Annotated in this window: 21 protein-coding genes and 1 pseudogene; 7 read left to right on the forward strand and 15 right to left on the reverse strand. The window is 66.5% G+C overall.

Annotated features, from left to right (window positions below; all coding sequences use genetic code 11):
- The first annotated feature begins 2 nt into the window (after positions 1-2).
- From F618_RS0105730 to F618_RS0105740, 3 genes are all read left to right on the forward strand, one after another.
- Positions 3-752: a DUF3108 domain-containing protein gene (locus F618_RS0105730; RefSeq protein ID WP_018176048.1), complete on the forward strand. Its 750-nt coding sequence runs from the start codon at positions 3-5 to the stop codon at positions 750-752.
- Between the two features lie 5 nt (positions 753-757).
- Positions 758-2,164 carry an NAD(P)/FAD-dependent oxidoreductase gene (locus F618_RS0105735; protein WP_019568014.1) on the forward strand — a complete coding sequence of 469 codons (1,407 nt, stop codon included), beginning with the start codon at positions 758-760 and terminating at the stop codon, positions 2,162-2,164.
- A gap of 126 nt (positions 2,165-2,290) precedes the next feature.
- On the forward strand, positions 2,291-3,667 hold the full coding sequence (locus F618_RS0105740) for a hypothetical protein (protein WP_019568015.1): 1,377 nt from the start codon (positions 2,291-2,293) through the stop codon (positions 3,665-3,667).
- A 39-nt stretch (positions 3,668-3,706) separates the two neighbouring features.
- Here F618_RS0105740 and F618_RS0105745 read toward each other — a convergent pair whose 3' ends face one another.
- A complete protein-coding gene (locus tag F618_RS0105745) occupies positions 3,707-4,723 on the reverse strand; it encodes a diguanylate cyclase (protein WP_019568016.1) in 1,017 nt (338 codons plus the stop codon).
- Positions 4,724-5,235: 512 nt separating this feature from the next.
- Here F618_RS0105745 and F618_RS0105750 point away from each other — a divergent pair.
- On the forward strand, positions 5,236-6,246 hold the full coding sequence (locus F618_RS0105750; protein WP_019568017.1) for a hypothetical protein: 1,011 nt from the start codon (positions 5,236-5,238) through the stop codon (positions 6,244-6,246).
- A gap of 879 nt (positions 6,247-7,125) precedes the next feature.
- Here the strand turns inward: F618_RS0105750 and F618_RS0105755 are convergent.
- The 13 genes and pseudogenes from F618_RS0105755 to F618_RS0105815 all read right to left on the reverse strand — a co-directional run bounded on the left by F618_RS0105755 (position 7,126) and on the right by F618_RS0105815 (position 21,911).
- Positions 7,126-7,329 (reverse strand): cold-shock protein, encoded by a 204-nt coding sequence (locus tag F618_RS0105755; RefSeq protein ID WP_018143924.1) that lies wholly within the window; start codon positions 7,327-7,329, stop codon positions 7,126-7,128.
- A 403-nt stretch (positions 7,330-7,732) separates the two neighbouring features.
- Entirely contained in the window at positions 7,733-7,897 is a 165-nt protein-coding gene (locus F618_RS16150) for a hypothetical protein (protein WP_019568018.1), read from the reverse strand.
- Between the two features lie 58 nt (positions 7,898-7,955).
- Positions 7,956-8,551 (reverse strand): annotated as a pseudogene (locus F618_RS14750) (M48 family metalloprotease); the annotation flags it as partial.
- A 130-nt stretch (positions 8,552-8,681) separates the two neighbouring features.
- Positions 8,682-10,070 carry a metalloprotease PmbA gene (gene pmbA / locus F618_RS0105770; protein ID WP_019568020.1) on the reverse strand — a complete coding sequence of 463 codons (1,389 nt, stop codon included), beginning with the start codon at positions 10,068-10,070 and terminating at the stop codon, positions 8,682-8,684.
- Between the two features lie 78 nt (positions 10,071-10,148).
- Positions 10,149-10,412, reverse strand: coding sequence for a hypothetical protein (locus F618_RS0105775; protein ID WP_018143927.1), 264 nt, complete (start codon positions 10,410-10,412; stop codon positions 10,149-10,151).
- A gap of 35 nt (positions 10,413-10,447) precedes the next feature.
- Positions 10,448-11,890 carry a metalloprotease TldD gene (tldD, locus tag F618_RS0105780; protein ID WP_026331165.1) on the reverse strand — a complete coding sequence of 481 codons (1,443 nt, stop codon included), beginning with the start codon at positions 11,888-11,890 and terminating at the stop codon, positions 10,448-10,450.
- 172 nt (positions 11,891-12,062) lie between these two features.
- Positions 12,063-12,893 (reverse strand): carbon-nitrogen hydrolase family protein, encoded by an 831-nt coding sequence (locus F618_RS0105785; RefSeq protein WP_019563485.1) that lies wholly within the window; start codon positions 12,891-12,893, stop codon positions 12,063-12,065.
- Between the two features lie 64 nt (positions 12,894-12,957).
- Positions 12,958-16,869 carry a YhdP family protein gene (locus F618_RS0105790; RefSeq protein WP_038071258.1) on the reverse strand — a complete coding sequence of 1,304 codons (3,912 nt, stop codon included), beginning with the start codon at positions 16,867-16,869 and terminating at the stop codon, positions 12,958-12,960.
- 146 nt (positions 16,870-17,015) lie between these two features.
- Positions 17,016-18,557 (reverse strand): Rne/Rng family ribonuclease, encoded by a 1,542-nt coding sequence (locus tag F618_RS0105795; RefSeq protein WP_019568023.1) that lies wholly within the window; start codon positions 18,555-18,557, stop codon positions 17,016-17,018.
- A gap of 77 nt (positions 18,558-18,634) precedes the next feature.
- Positions 18,635-19,744: an AI-2E family transporter gene (locus tag F618_RS0105800; RefSeq protein ID WP_019568024.1), complete on the reverse strand. Its 1,110-nt coding sequence runs from the start codon at positions 19,742-19,744 to the stop codon at positions 18,635-18,637.
- On the reverse strand, positions 19,741-20,229 hold the full coding sequence (locus F618_RS0105805; protein ID WP_019563487.1) for a hypothetical protein: 489 nt from the start codon (positions 20,227-20,229) through the stop codon (positions 19,741-19,743). The genes F618_RS0105800 and F618_RS0105805 overlap by 4 nt, the downstream gene beginning before the upstream one ends.
- Complete coding sequence (locus F618_RS0105810; protein ID WP_018143934.1) at positions 20,226-20,972, reverse strand: type 1 glutamine amidotransferase; 747 nt, start codon at positions 20,970-20,972, stop codon at positions 20,226-20,228. Before F618_RS0105810 ends, F618_RS0105805 begins: the two co-directional genes overlap by 4 nt.
- Positions 20,973-20,978: 6 nt before the next feature.
- A complete protein-coding gene (locus tag F618_RS0105815; protein WP_018143935.1) occupies positions 20,979-21,911 on the reverse strand; it encodes a LysR family transcriptional regulator in 933 nt (310 codons plus the stop codon).
- 188 nt (positions 21,912-22,099) lie between these two features.
- Here F618_RS0105815 and F618_RS0105820 point away from each other — a divergent pair, with 188 nt between their 5' ends.
- The 3 genes from F618_RS0105820 to rpmG all read left to right on the forward strand — a co-directional run bounded on the left by F618_RS0105820 (position 22,100) and on the right by rpmG (position 24,434).
- Complete coding sequence (locus F618_RS0105820; protein ID WP_019568025.1) at positions 22,100-23,845, forward strand: bifunctional diguanylate cyclase/phosphodiesterase; 1,746 nt, start codon at positions 22,100-22,102, stop codon at positions 23,843-23,845.
- Between the two features lie 169 nt (positions 23,846-24,014).
- Positions 24,015-24,251, forward strand: a complete 237-nt coding sequence (rpmB, locus tag F618_RS0105825) for a 50S ribosomal protein L28 (protein ID WP_018143937.1) — start codon at positions 24,015-24,017, stop codon at positions 24,249-24,251.
- A 12-nt stretch (positions 24,252-24,263) separates the two neighbouring features.
- Positions 24,264-24,434 carry a 50S ribosomal protein L33 gene (gene rpmG, locus F618_RS0105830; RefSeq protein WP_017941410.1) on the forward strand — a complete coding sequence of 57 codons (171 nt, stop codon included), beginning with the start codon at positions 24,264-24,266 and terminating at the stop codon, positions 24,432-24,434.
- A gap of 245 nt (positions 24,435-24,679) precedes the next feature.
- Here rpmG and F618_RS0105835 read toward each other — a convergent pair whose 3' ends face one another.
- Entirely contained in the window at positions 24,680-24,910 is a 231-nt protein-coding gene (locus F618_RS0105835; protein WP_018143938.1) for a hypothetical protein, read from the reverse strand.
- Between the last annotated feature and the right edge of the window lie 176 nt (positions 24,911-25,086).

The following is a 25,086-nucleotide window of genomic DNA, read 5'->3' on the forward strand; positions in this document are numbered from 1 at the left end:
CCATGTTCCGACTCGCAATCGCTCTGCTGCTGGCCCTGCTGGCCGCCCCCGCGGCTGCGGAGCGCGATCTGAGCCCGATCCCGCCGTACACCGCCAGTTACGAGGCCAACGCCATGGGCAACACGCTCAAGGCGCGCATCACGCTCAATCACGAAGACGTGCAGACCCGCATGGCGATGGACGCCCATGTCTCCGGTTTCCTGCGCATCCTCGGGCGTTTCGAGCTGAGCCGCGAGGCCCTGATGAACAGCCGAAGCGGCGATTTGCAGCTGGTGCAATCGCGCAGCCAGCAGATCACCCCGCGCCGCGAGCGCAAGGTCGAGACCCGCTTCGACTGGGAGACCAACCGCGCGATCGGCACCATCAACGGCGAACGCTTCGATCTCGAGGTGCCGCCGCAGACCCTGGACTTCCTCGGCTCGCTGTATCTGATGATGCAACGCCTGGAGAGCGGGGCCCTGTCCAGCGAAGGCGACCGCGAAACCATCCAGGCCCTGGAACGCGACCGCCTGCGCGAATACCGCTTCGAGTACGCCGGGCGCGAGACCATGGACTCCCCGATCGGCCGGGTCGAGACCATCCGCATCGATCGCCGCACGGACGACAGCGATGTCGCCCTGTCCGCCTGGTTCGCCCGCGAACTGCGCCATGTGCCGGTGCGCTTCGACTACGAGGCCGACGGCCGCGTGTTCGAGCTGAACCTCACGCAGCTGGAATGGCACGACCCGATCATTGATCTGACCGACGAGTAACCACCATGAGCGAAACCTTTGACCTGGCCATCATCGGCAGTGGCCCCGGGGGCTATCGTGCCGCCGTTCTGGGCGCCCTGCGCGGACTGAAGGTCGTCATCATCGAGAAGGCCGACTGGGGCGGCTGCTGCCTCAACCGCGGCTGCGTGCCCAAGAAGGACTGGTACCACACCGCACGCACGGTCGCCGCCCAGCGCCACTTCGAGGGCCGCGGCATCAGCGGCCGCCTCAGCGCCGACATGGGCAAGGCCTGGGAGCATCAGAAGGACGTGGTCACCAAGGTACGCAACTCCTACCTCGGCTACATGAAGCACCTCAAGATCCAGTACCGCCACGGCAGCGCGAGCTTCCGCGACGCCGAGACCCTGGAGGTCGTCACCGACGACGGCACCGAGACCGTGAGCGCCCGGCACACCATCATCGCCACCGGTGCCACCGCCAGCGTGCCGGCGCCCTTCGAGGCGAAACCCGGCCGTGTCCTCACCACCGACATGCTGTTCGACGACCAACCCCCGGCCGGCCAGCGTGTCGCCATCATCGGCTCCGGCGTGGTCGCCACCGAGTTTGCCTGGATCTTCCATCACCTCGGCAAGGACGTGACCTGGCTGAGCCGCTCCAAGCCGCTGTCCGGACAGAAGTTCAGCCCCCAGGCGCTGGGCACGCTGAAGGAACGCCTGGCCGAGGACGGCGTCGAGCCGGTCCGGGTGAAGGGCTACGAGAAGATCGAGACGTCCGACGACGGCGTCACCATCACCGACGCCGAAGGCAACCGCTTCGAGGTCGACTGGGTCCTGCTCGGCACCGGGCGCACCCCGCACACCGAGGGCCTGAACCTGGACACCATCGGCGTGAAGACCGACCGCCGCGGCTTCGTCCAGCGCCGCCCCACCCTGCAGACCGACGTCGACAACATCTACGCCGTCGGCGATGTCGCCACCGAGTGGATGACCGCCAACCACGCCCTGGCCGATGCGACCATCGCGGTCGAGAACATCCAGAACGGCAACACCCGCGAGCAGGACGAGCGCTTCGTCCCGATCGCGATCTACTCCGCGGTGGAGATGGCCCGCCTGGGGATGGACGAGGACGACGCCGAGGACGAGGAGCTGGAACCGGCGGTCGGCTTCGCCGCCTTCGAGACCTCCCCCCGCGCGCTGGGCCAGGACGAACCGGAGGGCTTCGTGCGCCTGATCGGCGACATGGACACCGGGGCCCTGCTGGGCGGTGAGGTGATCGGTGCCGACGCCGGCGAGCTGATCCACATCCTGTCGCTGGCCCCCGACCGCGACACCGCGCTGGCCTGGATCGCCAAGGGCCAGTGGAACCACCCCACCCGCGCCGAGGAGTTCCTCAACGCCACCGAGACCCTCGCCTCCAAGTGGAACCTCAAGTCCGAAATCTTCGGCCTCTGAACGGCTCGCGATTGCCGCAAGGTGCCAGAGACCACCTCACGGCAGTCGCCCGACCGTCGCCCAAACCTCGCAATCCGTGGCGCGAACGACTAGGTTCGCGGGTGCATGCAGTGACAAGGACGCCTCATGATTGCCAAGCCCGACTACATCGAATGCGGTGAAACCGCTCGCCTGATCCCCGTCACCGCGGACTCCAACCGGGAAGTTCGGGCGGCCTCGGTCGTACTTGCCGCGATGCGCGGCATTTTCGAGTTTCGCCAGACCATGCTCAATTCCCTTGGCGTCCGCGTCGGCAACCGCGCCGAGCTGGGGGCCTGGACAGAAGTCACCTTCAGCGAAGACCGCAAATCGAAGCAACGCAAGACCAAGAACGATCGTCCGGACGGGCTTATTGTCCTCGACACCGGCCGCAAGAAGTGGACCGCCCTGATCGAGGCGAAAATCGGCAACGCCGAGATCGGCGAGGACCAGCTGCAGGCCTATCTCGATCAGGCGAAGGCCCACAAGATCGACGCCGTCATTACCATCACTAACCAGTTCGTCGCCGAGCCCTCGCACCACCCCGTCAAACTACCCAAAACGCAGACGCGCAACATCGAGCTGTATCACTGGTCCTGGATGTATCTGCTGACGCAGGCCACGCTCCTCCTCGAAGGGAACGAGATCGATTCCCCCGACCAGCACTTTCTGTTGGAAGAGGTCGTGCGCTATCTCGGGCACGACTCAAGCGGTATCAGCCGATTCGACAGCATGAATCGCGAATGGAAAGACGTCGTTTCCAAGGTAAAAAGCGGCGCCACGCTGAACAAGAACAGCGAGGAAGTGGAGAACACCGTCTCCAGTTGGCACCAGGAACAGCGGGACCTGAGCCTGGTCATGAGCCGCAAGCTATCGCGTTCGGTGCGGCTGCGTCTGTCACGCTCGCATCGAACCGACCCGAAAAAGCGATTGAAGGATGATTCCGAAATCCTCGCCAGTAAGCATGTTCTGGAATGCGAACTGGAGATCCCCAATGCGGCTGCCGAACTTCACGTGACGGCCGATCTGGCCAAGCGGGTAATCGTCTGCTGCATGAAGCTGGCTGCGCCACAGGACAAGAAACGCGCCAGTGCGCGGGTCAACTGGCTACGGCGTCAGTTGGCGGGCATCGACACCATCGGTCTGTTCGTCAAGGCCACCCGACCCGGCCGCGCAGAAGCCACACAGGCGGCCCTGGCCGACGTGCTGGAAGACCCGGATGCATTGGAGTCCGACAACACGGATGTGGTCCCTACAGGCTTCGAGGTTTTCTACATGAGCGATCTGGCGGCGCGCTTTTCTGGCAACAACGTCTTCATCGAAGAGCTTGAGCGCGCCGTGCCGCATTTTTACGAGCAAGCCGGCCAGCGGCTGAGAGCCTGGGTACCCCCTCCTCCTACGATCCGGAGGGGCGATCCTGCAGCACCCGCTAGCGAGGATGGCTCGTCCGATACTGATGACGTTGCGTCCGACACAGCGACCTGAGGCGCTCACAGCGCGAGAACTACCGCCCTCCTCGGTGTGTTACGAGTAGCTCTCCTCATTACGGGCGCGCTTGGCTTCGAGAAGTTCCGTGTCCGCGCGGTGGACGAGGTGGTCAAGATGGATGTCGGCGGCGAGGAAGCCGGCGGCCCCGAGGCTGATGGAAACCCCGACCTGTTCCTGCATCCGGGCCTGCAGGCGTTCGCCCATCCGGCGGGCATCTTCCAGCAGGGTATGCGGGAGCAGGATGACGAACTCGTCACCGCCGTAGCGCCCAAGGAGGTCCGCGTCGCGCAGCGTCGCCTGTGCGGTCGCGGTGACTCGCTTCAGGATGGCGTCGCCGGCCGCGTGACCGGCCTCGTCATTGATTCGCTTGAAGCCATCGAGATCGAACATCAACAACGACAGGGGGCTCCCGTGCCGACGGGCGCGCTCCATCTCGCTCTCGGCCCGGGCCTGAAAGTGGCGGCGATTGCCGACCCCGGTAAGGGGGTCGCAGGACGCCAGGATCTCCAGCCGCTGGTTAGCCTCCTGGAGCTCGCGATTGGCCTGATTCAGGGCCTGCGTACGCTCCTCGACCACGGCCTCCAGGTCGTGGCTGTAGCGCTCCAGGCGCGCGCGCTCCAGGCGCGCGCGCGCCAGACGCAGCTCGGTGACATCCTGGGAGATCCCGAACAGGTGCGTGATGCTGCCTTGTGCGTCATGCACCGGCACCAGCAGGGTCAGCCAGTGCCCCTCGCACTCGGAGCCGCGCGCATCGTGGAAAGCAGCGTGCTCTTCGTAGCGAAGCGGTGCGTTCCGGTGCAAGCACTCGCGGTAGCGCGCCACCACCTCCTCGGCGACAGGCCACGGGAGGAAATCATGCAGGCGCTTGCCGGTACAGTCCTGCTGGAACAAACGTTCCATCCGCGGATTGGCCGTCTCGACCACAAAATCCGGCCCATCGACCCGAATCAGGAACATGTTCTCCGGAAAGTACTGCCAGATCTCCCCTAGCAGGGATGCCTGATCCAGTCCCTCCGGCAATTCCGCCCCGGGTGCCATAATGTCGTTCGTCATGCGGGTACTTTGCCACGCCTTGCTCGCCGCATGTAGCCGCAACCCTCCTGCCATCGGAGACGGAAGATCTGCGCGCTCCCATGGACACCACGCTCCGTTCGTGGAGCCGTGGAGCCGTGGAGCCGTCGGTAACTTTTCTTAATGAGGCAACACGGCCGGCCAGAGTAATTGTCGTTAGATAGTTGTCCGGGTGCGTAACACTCCCGGGCAGCGCCAGCCCGGCCGATACGGTACTCGATGACGCCATTCAGGCTCAGCCCGCGTGCCAGCGTTATCGGCGTCTCGTGCCCGGAAAGGTGCTCGCGAGGGCGCCTCTTCGGCGTGCACAGTGGCCATCGGACCGGCCCGCCGAATCGGTCTTGCATCCACGCAGCGACGCCGCCTCGGAACACAACATCACTCCAACCGCCACATGGAGTGATCGTAGGGCGCGCACGCCCAGGCCATTTTCCCCATCCACCGCGGTCCATGAATGCCAACCAGGGCGCGGATTAATCGTAGAATGATCGGCAATGCTGCGCGCGGTCCAGTACCCGAGCGCCCTCGTCCCTACCCTTCAAGCCGACGTTTACCGCATGCGCCGATCTCCGATCCTGATCCTAGTCCTGATACTTCTGCTCTGCGCGACGGCACACGCCAGCGAGGACATCGGCACCGGGGAATCCGGTCAGCAGTGGCTGCACCAGACACGCGACGGCACGCGCGACCTGACCTACTGGCTGGTCCGCAACGTGGATGGCTGGTTCGGCGACAAGCCGTTCGACGACAGCGGCGGCGAGGCGGGTGGTCGCATCCAGATCGGCGGGCTCCACCGCGAGGACAAGGGGTTCAAGGCCTCCACGCGGTTCCGGCTGGACGTGACCATGCCCAACGTGAACGAACGGGTCTATCTGTTCGTCGGCCGCGGCGCGGGGGACGAACTGGTGCAGGACCAGCCGGAGACTTTCTCGCGCGCGCAGCTCCTGCTGCCGGAGGACCGTGACGAGGACCAGACCTATTTCGGCGGGCTCGGCTATCACCTGCGCGAACATGTCGACCTGCGTCTGGGCATCCGCGGCGGCTACAAGCCGTATGCCCAGGCCCGTTATCGCCGGATCTTCTGGCCGACCGACGCCACCACGCTGGATTTTCGCGAGACCCTGTTCGTGTCCACCGGCGACGGTATCGGGGCAACCAGCTCGCTCGACCTGGCCCATGCACTCACCGAGCGCCGCGCGTTTCGCTGGCGCAATTCCGCGACCGTCAGCTCGGAGACGCGCGGAGCGGCCTGGTCCACCGCCATGGGGGTGTTCCACACCTTCGGACCGGAGCGGGAGATCTCGCTGGAGGCGCTGGCGAATGGCGAGACCGCCCGACCGGTGAAGGTGCGCGAATATGGCCTGCGCGGGATCTATCGCCAGCCCGTCTACCGCGACTGGCTGATCGGCGAGGTCATACTCGGGCATTTCTGGCCCCGCGGCGATCGCGATCCGGACCGGCGCGAGGCCTGGGCCCTGGGCCTCAAGATCGAGATGATCTTCTGATCCGGGAGCCAAGACGATCGCCTGCATTCATCGGCGTCTCGGAACCACGTCACGGGGTCTTCGTCACGCCAAACGGCGTATTAGGTGCACGCTCACTCGCGATTTGGCACCGCAGGGGACATCCCGCTCCGCGCGCCCTGATCGCAATCGAGCAGGAGGGGGAGTTGCCTCCCCCGTCCTCTCACACCACCGGACAAACGGATCCGTACCACGGCGGTTCCTGCCCCCCATTATTGGGCTGAGCTTCGTTCCGCTGAAGTCACCCGCCTGTGTGCTGTGAGCGCCTCGACAGTCTTTGGGCTTCCGGCCCGCCATACCGTTATCGAGAGCCCTCCGGATAGGCTTCTGCCCATACACATCAGAGAGCGATCAACGATCCACCCGTGACCGGTTCAGCCCTTCAACTCTTGGTTAGAGAGCCTACTATGGCCTCTTCTGACTCCTGTTCGCCCATCCCGCCACCTCACGGTGTCGGTAGCCAGCGGCAGGCGAACAGGCCTCCCAGGGTAAGACGCGCGACCTTCCTCCCATCTACCCGCCGCATCTACTTCCACATCCCCTGGATAGCTATTGGGCTTCAAGTTTCATGGCCCGCTCGCCCAGATGTGGCTGCCTCATATGCGGTTCCTGTTCGTCGGGCCAGGAGTTTGCCTACAGCCTCCTTCAGATTCCGCCTCGCGGCGGATACCCTTGCTGTTCAGCTAACGGTTCCCCCTATCAGGGTCCGTAGGGGTCTCTCACCCCCGAGTCATCCAGCCAGCCACCACGGCTGACCGGATAGCGCCTAAACGGCGCTGCGCGCCATGCCTGGCGCACCACAAAAAAAGCCCCGCACGAGGCGGGGCTTTCACAACCTGGCGCTTGCGCGCCGGGGTTGCCTTACTGCGCTTCGACGTTCGCGGCGGCCGGGCCCTTCTGGCCCTGCTCGACGTCAAACGAGACGCTCTGGCCTTCGGCCAGCGACTTGAAGCCGCTACCCTGGATGGCGCTGTGATGGACGAAGACGTCCTTGGAGCCATCAGACGGGGTAATAAAGCCAAAGCCTTTTTCGTCGCTAAACCACTTCACTGTACCTGTAGCCATTTCGGTTACCTCTGCTTGTTCATAGTAGATTGGATTTTCGAGGGGGGAGAGACTGGAGGGCAACCGAACGACGATGGAACTTGATCGTGATTCTACGCGGCCCCAAACTAACCGGGACCGGAACTGCGAATCTTAACGCCCCTTTCGGGGTGTCGCCTGGTGCTGCATGGAGCCTGTTACCGTTACCTCGAGGCTATTGTCCTCCCAAACCGCTCTCGATTGAAAGTGTTTTTTCGGATTTTCTTGATGTACGACCGGAAAACCGTTTGTTATCCGCCGCTTGAATGGGAATTTAATTTGGATTCAGGTGGTTTTTTCCTGCCGAAAGCGGTTTCAAGGCATTACCGACCGGAACCAACACGCTTCGAGGGGCGCCCGCCCCACCCTCAAACAAAGCGGCCCGCTACTCCAGACCATCAAACAGCCCCTCCGGCGCCAGCGGCAGCGGGACGTGCAGCGACGCCGCCATCACGCGCAGCAGCTCGACCTCGGCCAGCACCACCTGCCCGCCATGGCTGACGGTGGTCACCATCGCACGAATCAGCTGATCCAGCACGCGGTCCAGCACATTTGCCCATGCGCACGCACCGGCCGATCCGGTCAGGGCCTCCGGGATGCCGGGCGCCAGCGGCAGGGCCCCGGCAAGGTCGCCGGCGCCGCGCCAACCCGCCCTGCCCCAGCAAAGCCAGGATTTCGATCCCGTAGAGGATGCCGATCAGGCGCATGTTGAGGCACATGTCGCCATTAATGATGTGGCCAAACTCGTGCGCGACCACGCCCTTCAGTTCGGCGCGCCGCGGGTGACGACGATCACCGCATCGTTCGGGGCGAATCCGGCGGCAAGGGCATTGATGCCGAGGTCCTGCTGCAGCACGTAGACCTCGGGGACCGGCACCCCCGAGGAGATGGCCATCTCCTCCACCACGCTGCGCAGCTGACGCCGCTGGGGGTCTGCGGGATTGCCGTCGACCCGGGCCCCGCCCATCTCCTGCGCGATCAGGACCCCGCCGCCGGCGCGCAGCTGCCAGGCCCGGTACAGGCTCGCGAGCACGATCAGGCCCGCGGTGACCCCCATGGTCCAGGCAACCGCCTCGGCGCCACCCCCGATGGCCCAGACGATCAGGCCCAGGGCCCCGACGATCACCAGCACGGCCAGGCCGAACAGGGCCATCAACCAGCGGGTCCTGCGCTGCACCTGATCCTGATGCTCGAAGAAGTTCATGGGCGTTCCTCGCCACCGGCGAGGCGACCGCATTGCGGGACGGACGGGCCCGGAGGCGAGAGCAGCAGCGTGGGTTGTTCCGAGAAATCGGCCAAGCTTGGACGGACAGGCACGACCGGCGGGGCGTGGCTCAGTCGCCGGCCACCATCATGGATTCAACCAGGATGGAGCCGGTGTGGATGTTGCCGCGGCGGTCGACATCGGTGCCCACCGCCGCCATCCGCTGGAACATGTCCTTCAGGTTGCCGGCGATGGTGATCTCCTCCACCGGATACTGCAGCTCGCCGTTTTCCACCCAGAAGCCGGCGGCCCCGCGGGAATAGTCGCCGGTCACCGGGTTTACGCCCTGGCCGATCAGCTCGGTGACCAGGAAACCGGTCCCCATCTCGGCCAGCAGGGCGGCGAAGTCCTTATCGCCCGGAGCCACGGTCACGTTGCGTGCGCCCCCCGCGTTGCCAGTGGCCTCGAGACCCAAACGCCGCCCGGCGTAGCTGTCGAGGGTATAGCTCTGCAGCGCGCCGTCGGCAATCAACGGGCGATTGCGGGTGCGCACGCCCTCCCCGTCGAACGGGGCGCTACCCAGCGCTCGCGGGGTCTGCGGGCGTTCCTCGATCTGCATCCACCCGGGGAACACGTTCTCGCCGATGGCGTTCAGCAGGAACGAGCTCTCGCGGTACTGGGACGGTCCGGCGATCGCACGGGTGAAACTGCCGATCAGGGTGCGCGCCATTTCCGGGGCGAACAGCACCGGGCAGTTGCGGGTCGACAGCTTGCGCCCACCCAGCCGGCGCACGGTGCGCTCGGCGGCCTCGCGCCCGACCTGCTCGGCGGCGGTCAGGTCATCCGCGTGGCGTGCGACGGTATAGGCGTAGTCGCGCTGCATGCCTGCCGCGTCGCGCGCCACCAGCGCGCAGGACAGGGAGTGCCGGGTGCTGCGGTAGCCACCCATGAACCCCTGGCTGTCGCCGAGAAACGCAATGGCGCGCCGCGTGCTGACGCTGGCACCCTCGGAATTCTCGATCCGCTCATCCGCCGCGAAGCCGGCGGCCTCGATAGTGCGGGCCAGCTCGGTAGCCGCGGCGGCACTGCAGCCCCAGGGGTGATCCAGGTCCAGGTCGTCCCACTCGCTCGCCTTGAACGCAGGATCGGGCATCCCGGCATACGGGTCCGGCTCGGTGTAGCGGGCGATGCGGCAGGCCGCCTCCACCGTGTCGATCAAGGCCTGATCGCTGAAATCGGTGGTGGAGGCCGCCCCCTTGGACTGACCGAAGTAGACGATCAGCGAAAGGCTCTGGTCGCGCTCGTGCTCCAGGGTTTCGATCTCGCCCTTGCGCACCCCCAACTCCAGCCCGACGCTGTGACTGACCACGGCCTGGACGTCCGAGGCACCGCGCTCGCGCGCGGCCTCCAGCGTGCGCTGAACCCTCGTCTGGAGGGATTCCGGCGAATGGGACAGGGCCTGGACCCCGTCTTCCTGGGACACGGGTTCCGGGATGGCGCGTTCGGGAAATGTACTCATGCAGGGTTCCGCTACTCGATGACTGATCTGGGGGCGATACAAGGACACCCCGGGCCGAATGGCCCGGGGAAGGGATGACTAGTCGACCCGGGCGCCGTGCTTGTGGACCGCGCCGGCGTTGCCCCAGCGCTCCAGGTCGTCGACGTGCACGCCGACCCAGTAGAGCATGCCGACGCTGTCACGCGTCCAGCCGCCCACCAGGTCCTGGCCTTCGCTCAGCTCCACGTGGTGGGCGAACTGTTCGGCCTTGTCGCGCGCGCGAAAGACATGCCACTGGACGATCTTGTCGTGGCCATGCCCTTCCGGCAGGGAACGTTCCTGTTCGAGAAAATCGAGATTCATCTGTGCCTCCTTGGTTGCATCGGGCCCCGCGGCCCTCAGGCTGCCTGGGTACCGCCCACGGTCATGCCGTCAATACGCAACGTGGGCTGACCCACGCCGACCGGCACGCCCTGGCCCTCCTTGCCGCAGGTACCGACGCCGGAATCGAGCTTCATGTCGTTCCCGATCATCGACACCCGCGTCAGGACATCCGGGCCATTGCCGATCAGAGTCGCACCCTTGACCGGGTACGTCACCTTGCCGTTCTCCACCCGGTAGGCCTCCGAGGCGGAGAACACGAACTTGCCGGAGGTGATATCCACCTGGCCACCGCCGAAATTGACCGCGTACAGGCCGTCGTCCACCGAGGCCAGGATCTCTTCCGGATCGGCGTCGCCGCCCAGCATGTAGGTATTGGTCATGCGCGGCATCGGCAGCCGGGCATAGGACTCGCGGCGGCCATTGCCGGTGGACTGCGTACCCATCAGGCGGGCATTCATCTCGTCCTGCATGTAGCCGCGCAGCACGCCATCCTCGATCAGCACGGTCTGCTGAGTCGGATTGCCTTCGTCGTCCACGTTCAACGAGCCGCGGCGGCCCTCCAGGGTGCCGTCGTCGACGATGGTGATGCCCTTGGCCGCCACCTGCTCGCCGATGCGCCCGGAGAAGGCCGAGGTCCCCTTGCGGTTGAAGTCGCCCTCCAACCCATGGCCGATCGCCTCGTGCAACAGGATGCCCGGCCAACCGGGCCCGAGCACCACCTTCATGCTGCCGGCCGGCGCGTCGCGCGCATCGAGATTCACCAGGGCCTGGCGCACCGCCTCGCGGGCATAACCGGCAGCGCGGCCATCCTCGCGGAAGTACTGGTAGCCGTGACGACCACCGCCTCCAGAGGTGCCGGATTCGCGGCGCCCGCCCTGCTCGACGATCACCTGGACGTTCAGGCGCACCAGCGGGCGCACGTCGGTGGTCATCTCGCCGCGGGCATTCAGTACCAGCACCACCTCGTGCACCCCGGCCAGCGAACACATCACTTGGGTTACGCGGGAATCCTCGGCGCGGGCGACGGCATCCACCTCCTTCAGGAGGTCGATCTTGGCCTGCTCGCCCAGCGAATCGAGCGGATTATCGGGGGCGTACAGCGCCGGCCGCGAGGACGCGCGCGAGGCCACCGCAATGCGCCCGCTCTGCCCGGCACTGGCAATGCTGCGCGCGGTCTTCGCGGCCTCCAGCATGGCCGGCATCGCGATGTCGTCGGAGTAGGCGAACCCGGTCTGCTCGCCACGCACCACGCGGATGCCAACGCCGCGTTCGATGTTGAAGCTGGCGGATTTCACGATGCCGTCCTCCAGCGACCAGCCCTCCTGGCTGGAGAACTGGAAGTAGCAGTCACCGCCATCGATACCGTGACCGAAGGTGGTGCCCAGAAGGGAGCTCAGCTCGCTTTCGCCGAGACCGGCGGGGTCGAGCAGGGTCTGTTGCGCAAGGCGATCGATCATGAAGTCCTCTCGGGTTCCGTAAATCCGCTGTTCCGTGTCCATCACGGGGGAGCAGCTGTCGGCACTCAGTATGGAGCTTGGGGCACGCCGTTCGCTTTCAAGCGCGCGGCCGTTGCGGGTATATCGCCACCCCGGCCCGGAAAACGCGGTATCCAGGGGGTACGCTTCCTGGTCAGATGGCCCCGGGGCACGGCAGGCGGCGGTGGTCCACTGCCGGGAAGCTGCTCCGGATGCGCGCGGCCTGGGTCGGGTCCAGATTCGCCAGCAGTACCCCGGGGTTGCGCTGCAACTGACCGACCACCCGACCCCAGGGATCCACCAGCGCACTATGGCCGTAGGTTTCGCGGCCGTTCACGTGAAAGCCGCCCTGGGCCGCCGACAGCATGTAGTACTGGTTCTCGATTGCGCGCGCCCGCAGCAACACGTCCCAGTGCGCCTGTCCGGTCTGGGCGGTGAAGGCCGCCGGCAGGGCGACCCATTCCGCATTCTGGTCCAGCAGGGCCCGGAACAGCTCGGGGAAGCGCAGGTCATAGCAGATCGCCAGGCCCATGCGGCCCACCGGCGTATCGACGACCACCACCTGGTCACCGCGCTCGAAGACCTTCGACTCGGTGTAGGCCTCGGTGCTGTCCGGCAGGCACACATCGAACAGGTGGATCTTGTCGTAGCGCGCCACCTGCTGCCCGCGGTCGTCAAACACCAGACAGGCCGAACGCACCCGCTCGGAGCCCGGGGTCTGCAGCGGGATGGTCCCGCCAACAATCCACAACCCCAGGCGCCGGGCCTGTTCCGCAAGGAACGCCTGCAGCGGGCCGGCACCATCGGCCACCTCCGCGATCCCGAGGATGTCGGTGTCCTGCATGCCCATGAAGGCAAAGTTCTCCGGCAAAACCGCCAGGCGGGCGCCCTTGTCGGCGGCCTCCTGCAGCAGTCGCTTTGCCTCCAGAAGGTTCGCCTGGGGCTGGGGTCCGGAGGCCATCTGGATGGCCGCTACCTGAGTCATGTCGCTCCGATCATCTGGTTACCGGGGCCGGTTATGGCACCCGCAACGCCGATCCCTGCCGGCGTTAGTCGTTGTCAGCCCCATCGGCTCCCGCGGCCGGTTGTACCAGCACGCGCACCTGTGGGTCGTCCCAGGGGCCCGTCACCGAGTATTCGACACGAGCCGCCTCTTCTATCTGATCCCCAATCCCCAGCACGCGTTCCGCAAGCAGCACCACGACCCCGGTAACCGGCCCGCCCACCAGCGCCCCGACAATCGGCAGCGCGGTACGCAGGCTGGGCACCACCACGATCTCGTGATCGTAGTCGCGCGCCACCAGCCCGGTGCGGCCACTCAGGCGTACGCGCGCCGAGGGCCCTTCCATGCGCAGGGCCGGCACGTAGAGATCACCATCGCGCAGTGTCGCCTCCGCGATCAGTTCGCTGAAGGTCAGGCCTTCGGTGAACACGTCGCGGAAATCCAGCCGCAACCGCCGCGGCAACACGTCCAGGCTCACCAGGCCGAGCAGGCGGCCGGCGCCCGGCTCGACATCCGCCAGACGCCCGTCCTCCAGGGAGAGTTCCATGGAGCCCGCCAGCTGCGCGAGGCGCGGGGCATACAAAGGGCCCGGCCAGGTCAGCGACAGCGAACCGTCACCGCTCCCGCCGACCATCGCACGCGACAACCCCGCCGACTCGAGCGCCCGGCCCCAGTCACCGCCGGAGAGGCTCACGTCCAGGCGCGTCTCCGGCAGACCGCCGGTGGTCACCCGCCAGACCCCGACGGCGTCTGCGTGCAGGTCACCTTCCGGGGTCCGCAGCTCCAGGTCCCGGACGACCAGACCGTTCGGCTGCGGCTCCAGCCCCAGCTCGATGTCCGCGAAACGGTAATCCCCCAGCGCCAGGCTGTCGAGGGTCAAGTCCACGGCCGGCCACACGCGCGGGTCCTCGAAGCCCCCGACTGCGACGGGCTTCACCCCGGGATCGGGGTCCGGCTCGCCGTCCCACTCAAGATCCTCCAGGACCAGGTGGCGCACATGCGCCTCCCAGCGGTCGTGCCCGCCCGCACCCATCGGGCGCCAGCGTGCCTCGCCCGCCAGCCAGTCGGAAGTGGCCTCCAGATCCCAGCCCGCATCCCCGCGTCGACCGAGAAAGCGCACACCGGGAAGGTCCTGCTCGCCCCAGCGGATCCGGTCGCGGATATCCAGTTCCAGGCGGGTCAACGCGACCGCTCCCGAGGCTTCCCCAGAGTTCTGGCTGGCCGCACCCAGATCCACATCGCCGCCCCAGGGGGCCTCGCTCAGGGCCTTGAACCAAGGGTCGACCGCCAACTCCGGCAGGCGCGCCCGCACCGAGACCCCCTCCCCCGGCAAGGCCAGGGCACCCGCCCACGGCGCGCCGATCTCCAGCGCCATCGCCGGCAACCCGATCCCGCGCGCCGCCGTACGCGGCTCGGCACCCCGTACGGCCGGGTCCTCGGGCGCGGCCGCCGGTGACAGGCGCAGGTGTGCGCGCAGGACCTGCCCCAGCGTCAGGTGGCCGATACCGGCGCCGTCATGCCCGAGCGGCAGTGCCAGCTCCAGCTCGCGGGCCGCCGCCGCGGACTTGCCGATCGGCTCCGGCCAGTCGATCGCGACCCCGACCAGGTCCGAGCGCAACTCCAGACGAACCCCGTCCACCGCCGGCCCCAAGCGCAGCTGGGCATCCCAGTGCGCCGCCCCGTCGAGATAGGGCGCAAGCTCCGGGAAGTCCTCCAGCCACGGGGCCAGGGGTTGCGGACCGCGCGCCGTCAACCGCGCCGTCTCGCCATCCAGCGGCCAGTCCGCCCCCAGCGTCACCGTCTCGCCGTGAACCCGCGCGGTGACCCCATCGGCCGTCACGCGATCCCCGGTATCGAACTGGACCCGTCCCTCCACGGCCTCGAGAATGGTCGGCCAGCCCGAGACCTCGGCGCGGATCCCCCGCAGGTCCAGATCACCGGCGACACGGGTCTCGGCCATTCGGCCCGCCTGCAGCGGGAGGTTCAGCGACAGACCCAGCCGGGTCGGCCCGTCCAGCCGCGCCTGGTCACGGAGTTCGGCCGCCTCCTCCAGCAACTCGGCCTGGCGCAGGTAGGCCAGAAGATCCGCCGCATCGCCCTCTGCCGTGCCTTCCAGTTCGAGGACCGCATGCTCCATGTCCTCGATCCCGATCCGGGTGTCGCGCACCTCGGTGTCCAGAATGCGCCCGCGCGCACCCTCGGCGCGGAAGCTCGCGTTGTGGAACAGGAGCCGGCCACTGAGGTCCTCCGCTCGTGGCCAGCCCTCCTGATAGTCGAGGATGCCCGCCTCGACATCCGCCCAGAGATCAAACACACCCTCGTCGCCGGCGAACGGGAAATCTTTCCCGCGCCCGCGATAGGCCATGCCGCCGCCGGAGGACGTGCCCGTAACGATGCTGTCCACCAGCCACTGGTAGGTGTTGTCCGGCAGGTGGTAAAGCGGCAGGTAGCGCGCGGTGTGATCACCGTCGGCTCGCAGAATGTCCATCGCTATATCGACCCGGGGTCCGGCCGCGTGACCATCCAGCAGCACCCGCAGGCGGCCGCGAACTGCGGCATGGGCATTGGCAGCATTCAGGCCCTCGCCCGCCAGGCGCCAGTGTCCGGCGTCATCGCGCTCGGCACGCAGCCGTCCACGCACCGTATCCAGCGGCACCGGATCGGCCAGCACACGCGGCAGGTCGATCTGCAGGTCGCGGCTGTCCAGCAGCAGTTCCACACCGCCACGGCGCCATTGCATATACCCCGAGGCACCCTGCACGCCCAGCCCGTGATCCCCCGCGCGCCAGCCAAGGTCGTGCACGTCGGCCTCCGCCCAGACAGGCTGCAGACGGCCATCCTCGCGGCGGGCCTCCAGCCGGGCGAAGTCCAGGGTGCCGCGCGGATGCAGGTCCGCAATCCGCTCCGCCAACTCGGGCGCCGCATCCTGAAGCAGCGTGAGCAGCGGCGCGTAGGGTTCCACTTCGAGATCGCGCGCGGCCATTTCCACCGCGTCCACCACCAGCCCCTCCGGCTTGCCCTCCAGGCGATAGGCGAGTCGCAGATCGCCGGAACCGGGCTGGGTCCCGCTCCAGGACGAGCGGTGGCGATCCTCCTGCACCCGCCAGTCGAAACGATGTCCGATGGCCGGGCCGACCGGTTCCCCGGCCAGGTTGAGGGTGGTTTCGTGCTCCCCGCGCAGCCAGGCCATGCGCCCCTCGTCGAGTCCGCCCCACAGACGCAGCGCGGCCGTGCCCTCGGGCGCGGGCCAGCCGAGGTAGGCCAGCCACGGCTGCCAGGCGGTCAGGTCGACCGCATCGGCCCGCAGGAAGAAGCGCGCATCACGCAAATCCGCAGCGGGGGCCTTCAGCCCCAATTCGAAGTGCCCGCCCGCGGCCTCGCCTTCCAGCACCCCTTCGAGGTGCATCCGCAGCGACCCGTCATGCGCCGTGCGCAGGGCGGCCCGGTCCAGTCGCGCATCGGACTCCAGGCCGGCGCTGCGATCGTCCCAGACCAACCGGATGGCCTCGGCCTCGACATCCGGCCACTGCTCCACGGAGAACGTGAACAAGCGGCCCTCGCCCATGCCAAGCTCGCGACCGTGCAGGGAAAAGCGTCCGTCGGCGTGGCGTACCAGGCGCAGCTCGACGCCCCGAACATGCACTGTGAAGGATGGATGGCGACTACGCAGACTGGCCCCGACGCTCAGCGCGACCCCGAGGTGGTCGATGGCGACCGGTTCACCATCCGGCATCGCCACGCGGACATCGCGCGCCACCAGCGCCGGCGACCAGCCGGTCCAACCGAGCTCGATCCCTGCGGCCGTGACCTCGCGCTCGAGCTGCTCACTGGCGGTATCCTCCACCCAGGCGTGCAGGCCATCCCAGTGCGGAAGCGCCAGGCGCAGCAGCACGATCACGATGATCAGCGCCAGGAGGACGCCCAGCGCCACCCTCAGGATTTGTGACAGGCGTCTCATTTCTCCACCGGGAAGGCACAATCCGACCCGCCCGGCCGACCGGGACCCGTATCCGTGCTGGGTCCGCACTGGCGATTCATCTTCGCGCCTCTTCCTCCCTGACGGAGACGGGGACCGGGTGCCTGTCTACTTAATCTACTTGTAGATCAGACGAAGACCACGTCGAACTGTTCCTGGGTGTACAGCGTCTCCACCTGGAAGCGGATCGGGATGCCGACAAAGCTCTGCAACTCGGCCAGGCTGGCGGATTCCTCGTCCAGCAACAGGTCGATCACGTTCTGCGAGGCCAGCACGCGCATCTCGCGCGCGTCGTACTGGCGCACCTCGCGCAGGATCTCGCGGAACAGCTCGTAGCACACCGTCTCGGCCGACTTCAGATAGCCACGCCCGCTGCACACCTGGCAGGGCTCGCACATCTGGTGCTCCAGGCTCTCGCGGGTGCGCTTGCGGGTCATCTCCACCAGGCCCAGCGGCGACACGTCGCAGGTCTGGGTCTTCACATGATCGCGTTCCAGGGCCTTTTCCAGCGCGCGGATCACCTGGCGCTTGTGCTCGTCGTCCTGCATGTCGATGAAATCGATAATGATGATCCCGCCGAGATTGCGCAGGCGCAGCTGGCGACCGATCGCCTGCGCGGCCTCCAGATTGGTCTTGAAGATGGTCTCTTCGAGCTTGCGATGGCCGACGAAACCGCCGGTGTTGATGTCCACCGTGGTCATCGCCTCGGTCTGGTCGAAGATCAGGTAGCCACCGGATTTCAGTTCCACCTTGCGCTCCAGGGCACGGTGGATCTCCTCCTCGACGTTGAACAGGTCGAAGATCGGGCGCTCGCCCGGATAGTGTTCGATCCGGCCGATCAGCTCCGGCAGGTAGCGCTCGACGAAGCCGCAGACCTTCTGATAGGTCTCGCGCGAATCGATGCGGATACGCTCGATATCGCCCCCCACCATGTCGCGCAGGATGCGCTCCACCAGCGGCAGATCGGCGTAGACCTCGGTCCCCGGCGGGGCCCCGACCGCCTGCTCCTGCAGGGTATCCCAGACCTTCTTCAGGAACGCCGTGTCGTTATACATGGCCTCGTGGTCGGCCAGCTCTGCGGCCGTGCGCACGATAAAGCCGTGCTGCGGCGCCAGCTCGTCACGCAACTGCTCGATGGATGCACGCAGCCGTGCGCGCACGCCCTCGTCCTCGATGCGCGTACTCACACCGACATTGGACTGGTTCGGCATCAGCACCAGATTGCGCGACGGCAGGGTGATATAGGTGGTAAGCCGCGCGCCCTTGGAGCCCAGCGGGTCCTTGACTGCCTGTACCAGGACCTCCTGCCCCTCGCGCAGCAGCTCGCGGATACCCTCGCGCACCACCGGGGCCGGCGTGCCGGTGCCATTGCCGCCGGCCACGGGCGCCGCAGGGGCGTCGCCGGCAGACGGGCCGTTGCCATTGAGCTCCTCGCGCTCCACCGGGGCCACGTCGGAGGCATGCAGAAAGGCCGTGCGCTCCAGCCCGATATCGACGAAGGCCGCATCCATGCCCGGCAGTACCCGCACCACCCGGCCCTTGTAGATGTTCCCCACGATCCCGCGGCGGCGGGCGCGCTCCAGGTGCAGTTCGGTCAGGACGCCATTTTCCACCAGGGCCACTCGGCTCTCCTGGGGTGTCACGTTCATCAGGATCTCGGTTCCGGTCATGCGTTCTTCTTGTTCTTGATGTCACGGGCAGACCGCCGAACCCGCACACGGGCGGGCCGGCGATCAGGGATGTCGGGCTACTTGGTGGCGGCTTCGGCCGCGGCGGCCGCCGGCTCTCCAGAGGACTCCGGCGGCGGCCGCTGGGCGCGCGGCCAGGACTTGATCACCGCATGCACCAGCGTCGCCAGCGGGATGGCAAAGAATACCCCCCAAAGCCCCCAGATGCCGCCGAACACGAACACCGCGGCGATGATCGCCACCGGGTGCAGGTTGACGACCTCCGAAAACAGCAGCGGCACCAGCACGTTGCCGTCGATAAACTGGATCACCCCGTAGGCAATCAGTACCCAGGCGAACTCGGAGCTCAGGCCGAACTGGAAGTATGCGACCGCCGCCACCGGGATGGTCACCACGGCCGCGCCGATGTACGGAATGATCACCGAGATGCCCACCATGAACGACAACAGCACGGCGTATTCCAGCCCGAACCAGTTGAAGGTAAGGAAGGTGACCGCCCAGACGATCACGATCTCGATGAATTTGCCGCGCACGTAGCTGGCGATCTTCAGGTTCACCTCGGTCCAGACCTCGCTGGCCAGGTGGGTGTCCTGGGGCATAAAGCCGCGGATCCAGTTCAGGATCAGATCGCGGTCCTTCAACATGAAGAACACCATCAGCGGGACCACGATCAAATAGATCACCACGTCGACAATATGCCGCGCCGAGGACAGCGAGAACGACAGCACGCGCTGGCCCAGCAGGGTCGCCTCGGCCTGGATCGCTCCCATCAAGTCCCGCACCTGTTCGTCGGTGATCAGCTGTGGATAGTGCTCCGGAAGCTGCAGCAGCAGGGACTGTCCCTCACGGATCATCCCCGGCAGCTCGCGCACCAGTTGGGTCACCTGGGCCGATAGCAGCGGCACCACGCTGAACAGCGCCGCCACCGTCAGCGCCAGGAAGGCGATCAGCACGAGGGTGACCGCCAGCAGCCGCGGCACATGGACCCGAGTCAGCTTCTTGACCGCGCCCTCCAGCAGATAGGCAATGATCAACGAGGCCAGCAGCGGCGCCAGGATGCGCCCGGCAAAAACGATGATCAGGAATCCCGCGAGCAGCAGAAACGCCAGGATCACCACCTGCGGGTCGGTGAAATGACGCTGGTACCACTGGCGCAGGATATCGATCATTGCGAGGCCCCTCCCGGCGCCTCGTCATGGTCGGCATCCGTCTGTCGGGTCGGATCCTGGACGACGGCCTTCTCGTAATGAGTCCGAAAGACCACCTCCAGCTCGTCGATCACCTCCACCGCCGGGCGCCCCTGCATCACGTGCTGGCCCATCAGGGCCGAGGTCTCGTTCAGCAGTTTGGAGCGATCCAGCATGTGATAGGTCGCGGAGAGCCGGCGCATCGCCTTAATTACCGACTCGCTCTCCGGACGCGGGATCGGCTCCGGCTCGGGGACCGGTTCCGGCGCGGGGGCCGGAGACTCCTGCTCCAAAAAGCGGGCGAATTTCAGCAGGCTGGCCTGATCCTCGGGCGACAGCCGCGCGGCGATCTCGGCGATCGCCTTGGCCGGGTCTTCCCGGCCCTTCTTGCGCGCACCGCCGAGCACCGACCCGAGATCGCCCCCGGACAGGCCCCCCTCGTTGCCCATGCCCAGGGGTGGGATCATCCCTCGTCCTCGATCTTCAGGCTGAACACCGGCATCTTGCGGCGTTCCTGCATCAGGCCCAGCGTCTTCACCAGGGCCACCAGCACGTCCTCGGTCACCTTCTGCATCTCGCCCCATTCCATGCGCGCCTCGCCCAGGAGCTCGCCCATGTTCGGCGGCGGATTGTGCCGCGCCTCCATGATGATGTCCTCGAGCATCCCGGGCTTCACCTCGGGTCGGAACAGCATGCCATAGGTCAGCTCGTCCGGCCGGATCGCCAGCCAGTCGCCGTCGTCGTCCACCAGGATCGGCTGCACGTCCTCCGGCAGGTCGACGCGGCCGTTGACCAGCTGCAGCACCCGCCGGCCATCCAGGGCCTCGGCCAGTGCGTCGCCTTCCCCGGCCGCGGTCTTGTGCGCGGTCACGAAGCGGGCGCGGTACATCGGGTCCTCATGCGCGGTGCCACCGGCCTGCTCGGCCACCAGCAGCCCGCCCATACCGACGCCCACCACCGGACGCTTCGAGCGGCGGAAGATATCGATCAGCGACAGCTCGTCCGGGACCTGCGGATTCTCCTCGTGATCCGCCGTCGGCCAGGCGCCACCCAGCAGCCACAGCCCGTCGAACTGGGCCGCGGAGCCCGGCAGGTCCTGCCCCACGAACGGTCGGTAGTAGGAGAAGCCGATGTCGCGCTTCTCCAGCTGCGACTCGATCAGGCCGAGAAACTCGGAATAGGTATGCTGCACCACGCAGTAGTTCTTCATGTCACGTCAATCCTGTTTGAGTTCTGATGCGGGGGCGAGCGGACGCTGACCGGTGCAGTACCCGCGCAGGAACTGCATCAGCACCTCCAGCGTGGGTACGCGGAACTTCTGCCGCGCATGCACCAGCGAGATCGGCCGTTCCAGCGGCGGCGACAGCGGCAACGCCACCAGTTCGCCAAGGGCCAGTTCCTTGGCCACCACCGCCTCGGACAGCACCGAGACCCCCATGCCGGCCACCACCGCGCCCTTGATTGCCTCCGGGCTGCCCAGTTCCATGCAGCCGCGCAGACTGCTGCGGTCGTATCCGGCGCGCCCAAGGTACTCCATGATGACCTCGCGGGTCCCGGAACCCTCCTCGCGGCATATGAATGGGCGTTCGATGAAGTCGGCGACGGTCACCGTGTCGCGCCGGGCCAGCTCGTGTTCCGGCGGCACGATCAGCCGCAGCTGGTCCACCAGACAGGGCTGGACCTGCAGGCTGCGGTGGGTCACCGGGGCCTCGACGATGCCGAGATCGACACTGCCCTCCTCGACCATCACCACGACATTCTCGGTATTGCCCACCCGCAGGCGTATGCCGATATCCGGATGCTCGCGGCGGAATGCGCCCAGCAGCGCCGGCAGCATGTATTCCGCCACCGTGGTACTGGCGCCGATCACCAGCGCCCCGCCGTCCGCGCCCTTCAGTTCGCGCAGCGCGGCCTCCATCTCGCCATAGGTGTCAAAGATGCGTTCGGCATATCGTTGTACCAGCCGTCCGGCATCGGTCAGGGTGACTCGATTGTGGTTGCGGTCGAACAGTCGGGTATCCAGCTGTTCCTCCAACTGGCGCACCTGAAAGGTGACCGCGGGCTGCGTCATGTGCAGCACCTCGGCGGCGCGGGTGAAGGACAGCAACCGTGCCACCGTAAGAAAGACCTGCAAACGCCGATCGGCCATGCCGCTCCGCCAAGTAGAAGGTTCCAGACAATCAGGGAAACCCTGGTCGAGGAATGCTACCAAGCCCCCGCGACCGGCAACAGCGACCACTTCTCGCGACGCGGCGATTCCGGACCGCATACACAAAACCCGACCGTAACGTCTATAAACGAGGCGGCAACCCAATGGCGCAAGCCGAAGGAAGCGAAATGGCGCCGCCTCCGTTTTCCGCCTGGTCGCATGCCCGCTCACAGGGGATCCCCGGAGGCTGGCGACTCGCCGGGGCCGCTGCCGTCCCGCTCCTGATGGCGCTGGTCGCGCTGATCGTATACGAGACCGGCGGCACCTCCACTGCCTACCTCAACTTCATCCTCATCCCGGTGCTGCTGGGGGCCGCCCTGTTCGGGCTGTGGGGCGGGCTGGCCTTCGGGCTGCTGGCGGGGCTGCTCCTGGGTCCGTTCATGCCCCTGGATACCGCCACCGGGGCGGCTCAACCCGCATTGAACTGGCTCACGCGCACCGGCATCTACATCGTCCTCGGGGGATTCTCTGGCTGGCTGTTCGACACCCTGCGCCGCCACTCCGAACGGCTTCTGGAACAGGCCTACAACAATCCGGTTACCGGCCTGCCGAATCGCGAGTCACTGGAACAATACGCCCGGCAACTGATGCACCAGGCCGACGCCCCGCAAGCCGCGGCCACCCGCGTGTTCGTCATCAGCCTGCAGATGGACAACTACCCGGACAGCATTGGCGCCCTGGGCTTCGCCGCCGAGCGTCCGCTGCTGCGATCCATTGCCGAGCGCCTGCAGGCAGTGGCCGAGCCCGCCGGGGCGACCGTGTTCCACATCCACGACGATCACTTCGCCCTGATCCTGCCGCACCGCAGCCGCAAAGAGACCCTCGCCGTCACACGCGCCGCGATCGAATGCCTGCAAACGCCTTTCGAGGTCTTCGAGATCCCGGTCTATCTCGGGGCCCACGCGGGCGTCTCCTCCTTCCCCTTTCACGAGCAGGATGAACCCACCCGACTGCTGACCAAGGCCTGGATGGCGATGCACGAGGCCAGTCACTCGGGGCGCCGCTACCGCAGTTACAACCGCCGCAGCAACGAGCACAGCCTGTACACCGTGGAACTCCTGGGCGAGTTGCAAAGCGCACTGGACGACGGCCAGCTAAGCCTGCACTACCAGCCGAAGGTCAATCTCGCGAGCGATCAGGTGATGGGCCTGGAGGCCCTGCTACGCTGGGAACACCCGGTTCGCGGCCGCATCCCTCCCAACCAGTTCATCCCGCCGGCCGAGCGCACCGGACTGATCCACAACCTCACCGACCAGGTCCTTGATCTCGCACTGGCCGACATCGCCCGCCTGCGCGCCGAAGGCCTGGACATGCCCGTCAGCGTGAACATCTCGGCGCGCAACTTCCTCGACCCCGGATTTGCCGATCGCCTGCTGGAGAAGGTTCGCGTCTCGGGGCTTCCACCCTGCGCCCTGGAACTCGAATTCACCGAGACCGCCCTGATGGCGGACCCGGACGAGGTGATCCGGGCCCTGCGTCGCCTGACCGAGGCCGGACTGGAACTCGCCATCGACGACTTCGGCACCGGTTATTCGTCGCTGGCCTACCTCAAACGCATGCCGGTGACGACTCTCAAGATCGATCAGGCCTTTGTACGGCAAATGCTGGAGCACCCGGTCGACGAGCAGATTACTCGCGCCAGCATCAGCCTGGCCCGGGACCTGGGCCTCAAGGTGGTCGCCGAGGGGGCCGAGGACGCGGCCACCCTGGCGCGGCTGCGCGACTACGGATGCAACGCGGCTCAGGGCTTCGGCATCGCCCGCCCGATGCCACTGGAGGCGATCATCGCCTGGGCCCACGACCGGGGCCTCGTACCCGGCCTGTGCCCGGAGACCGATGAGGGAGCGGCCCTCAAGCGAGCAAACAACCGCTAACCGGCTCGTTCACGTTCACACTCGAACCGATTGGCCTTTCGGGGCACGGCGTCCTGCCCCAAAACCGCCGCGAATGTTCCCGAATTGATCAGCGCCTCCCTTGCACCCGCCCCGGGGCTACGCTATAGTCCGCCGTCTTTCTGGTAGACCCAAATTCCGGAGTCCCCCGATGGCCCGAGTATGTCAGGTGACCGGCAAACGCCCGGCGACCGGTAACAACGTTTCTCACGCTCACCGCAAGACGCGGCGGCGCTTCCTGCCCAATCTGCATTTCCACCGTTTCTGGGTGGAGAGCGAGAACCGCTTCGTACGCCTGCGCCTTAGCTGCAAGGGCATGCGGATTATCGACAAGCGCGGCATCGACGCGGTCCTGGCGGACTGCCGTGCCCGCGGTGAAAAGGTCTAAGGAGGCTTCACGATGGCTGCCAAGTCCGCACGCGACAAGATCCGCCTGGTGTCCTCCGCCGGCACCGGGCACTTCTACACCACGTCCAAGAACAAGCGGAATATGCCCGAGAAGATGGAGATCAAGAAGTTTGATCCCGTCGTCCGCAAGCACGTGATGTACAAGGAAGCCAAGATCAAGTAATCGCGCCTATCGGCTCGATTGCCTGACAGCAGGCGAAAAAAGGCCCGGCCCGCCTACGCGGTTCCGGGCCTTTTTGCGTTGGCGCGAGCGAGAAACGAACCGGCAAACGCATTCGCGTTAGCGCACCGTTTACCACTTGCAATCGGCTCGCGGGGCTCGGGCACGCCTCGCTCAGCGCGCCCGGTCCGCGCTCGAGATCGCCTCGAGCGCGTATGCATCCAGCCATATCCCCCGTTGATGCGGGCTCAGACCGGATCCGGCTGTCCGCCATCCCCTGGCGTCGCGGCACCCTCGGCGGCGGTTTCCGCCCAGCGCGTCATCACGCGGCCCCAGCGGTGAGCCGTCGCCGGGTCCAGTTCGATCTTGGTATAACGCCCGCCATCGCGGATAATGACCCGCAGCAGCGGGACCCCCGAGTCGTGCAGGATCTGGCGCAACTCCACGACTTCTCCAAATGGCGCATCAATCGAATCCATGGTGCTTATGTCCCTCCCGAGCCGGCCTGCCGCACGCAGTCGTGGCCGACCATCCGTTTTTGACCAAGGGAAACACTGATTAATGTACACGCTCGCGTTGGTACCTCAGGTTTTCCGCGACCCGGCGCGTCGAGCAGCGGGGAGTGATGCCACCCGCAAGCGGCGCACCGCAGGAT

It is taken from the genome of Thioalkalivibrio sp. ALMg13-2 (assembly GCF_000381185.1).
Classification (GTDB): domain Bacteria; phylum Pseudomonadota; class Gammaproteobacteria; order Ectothiorhodospirales; family Ectothiorhodospiraceae; genus Thioalkalivibrio; species Thioalkalivibrio versutus.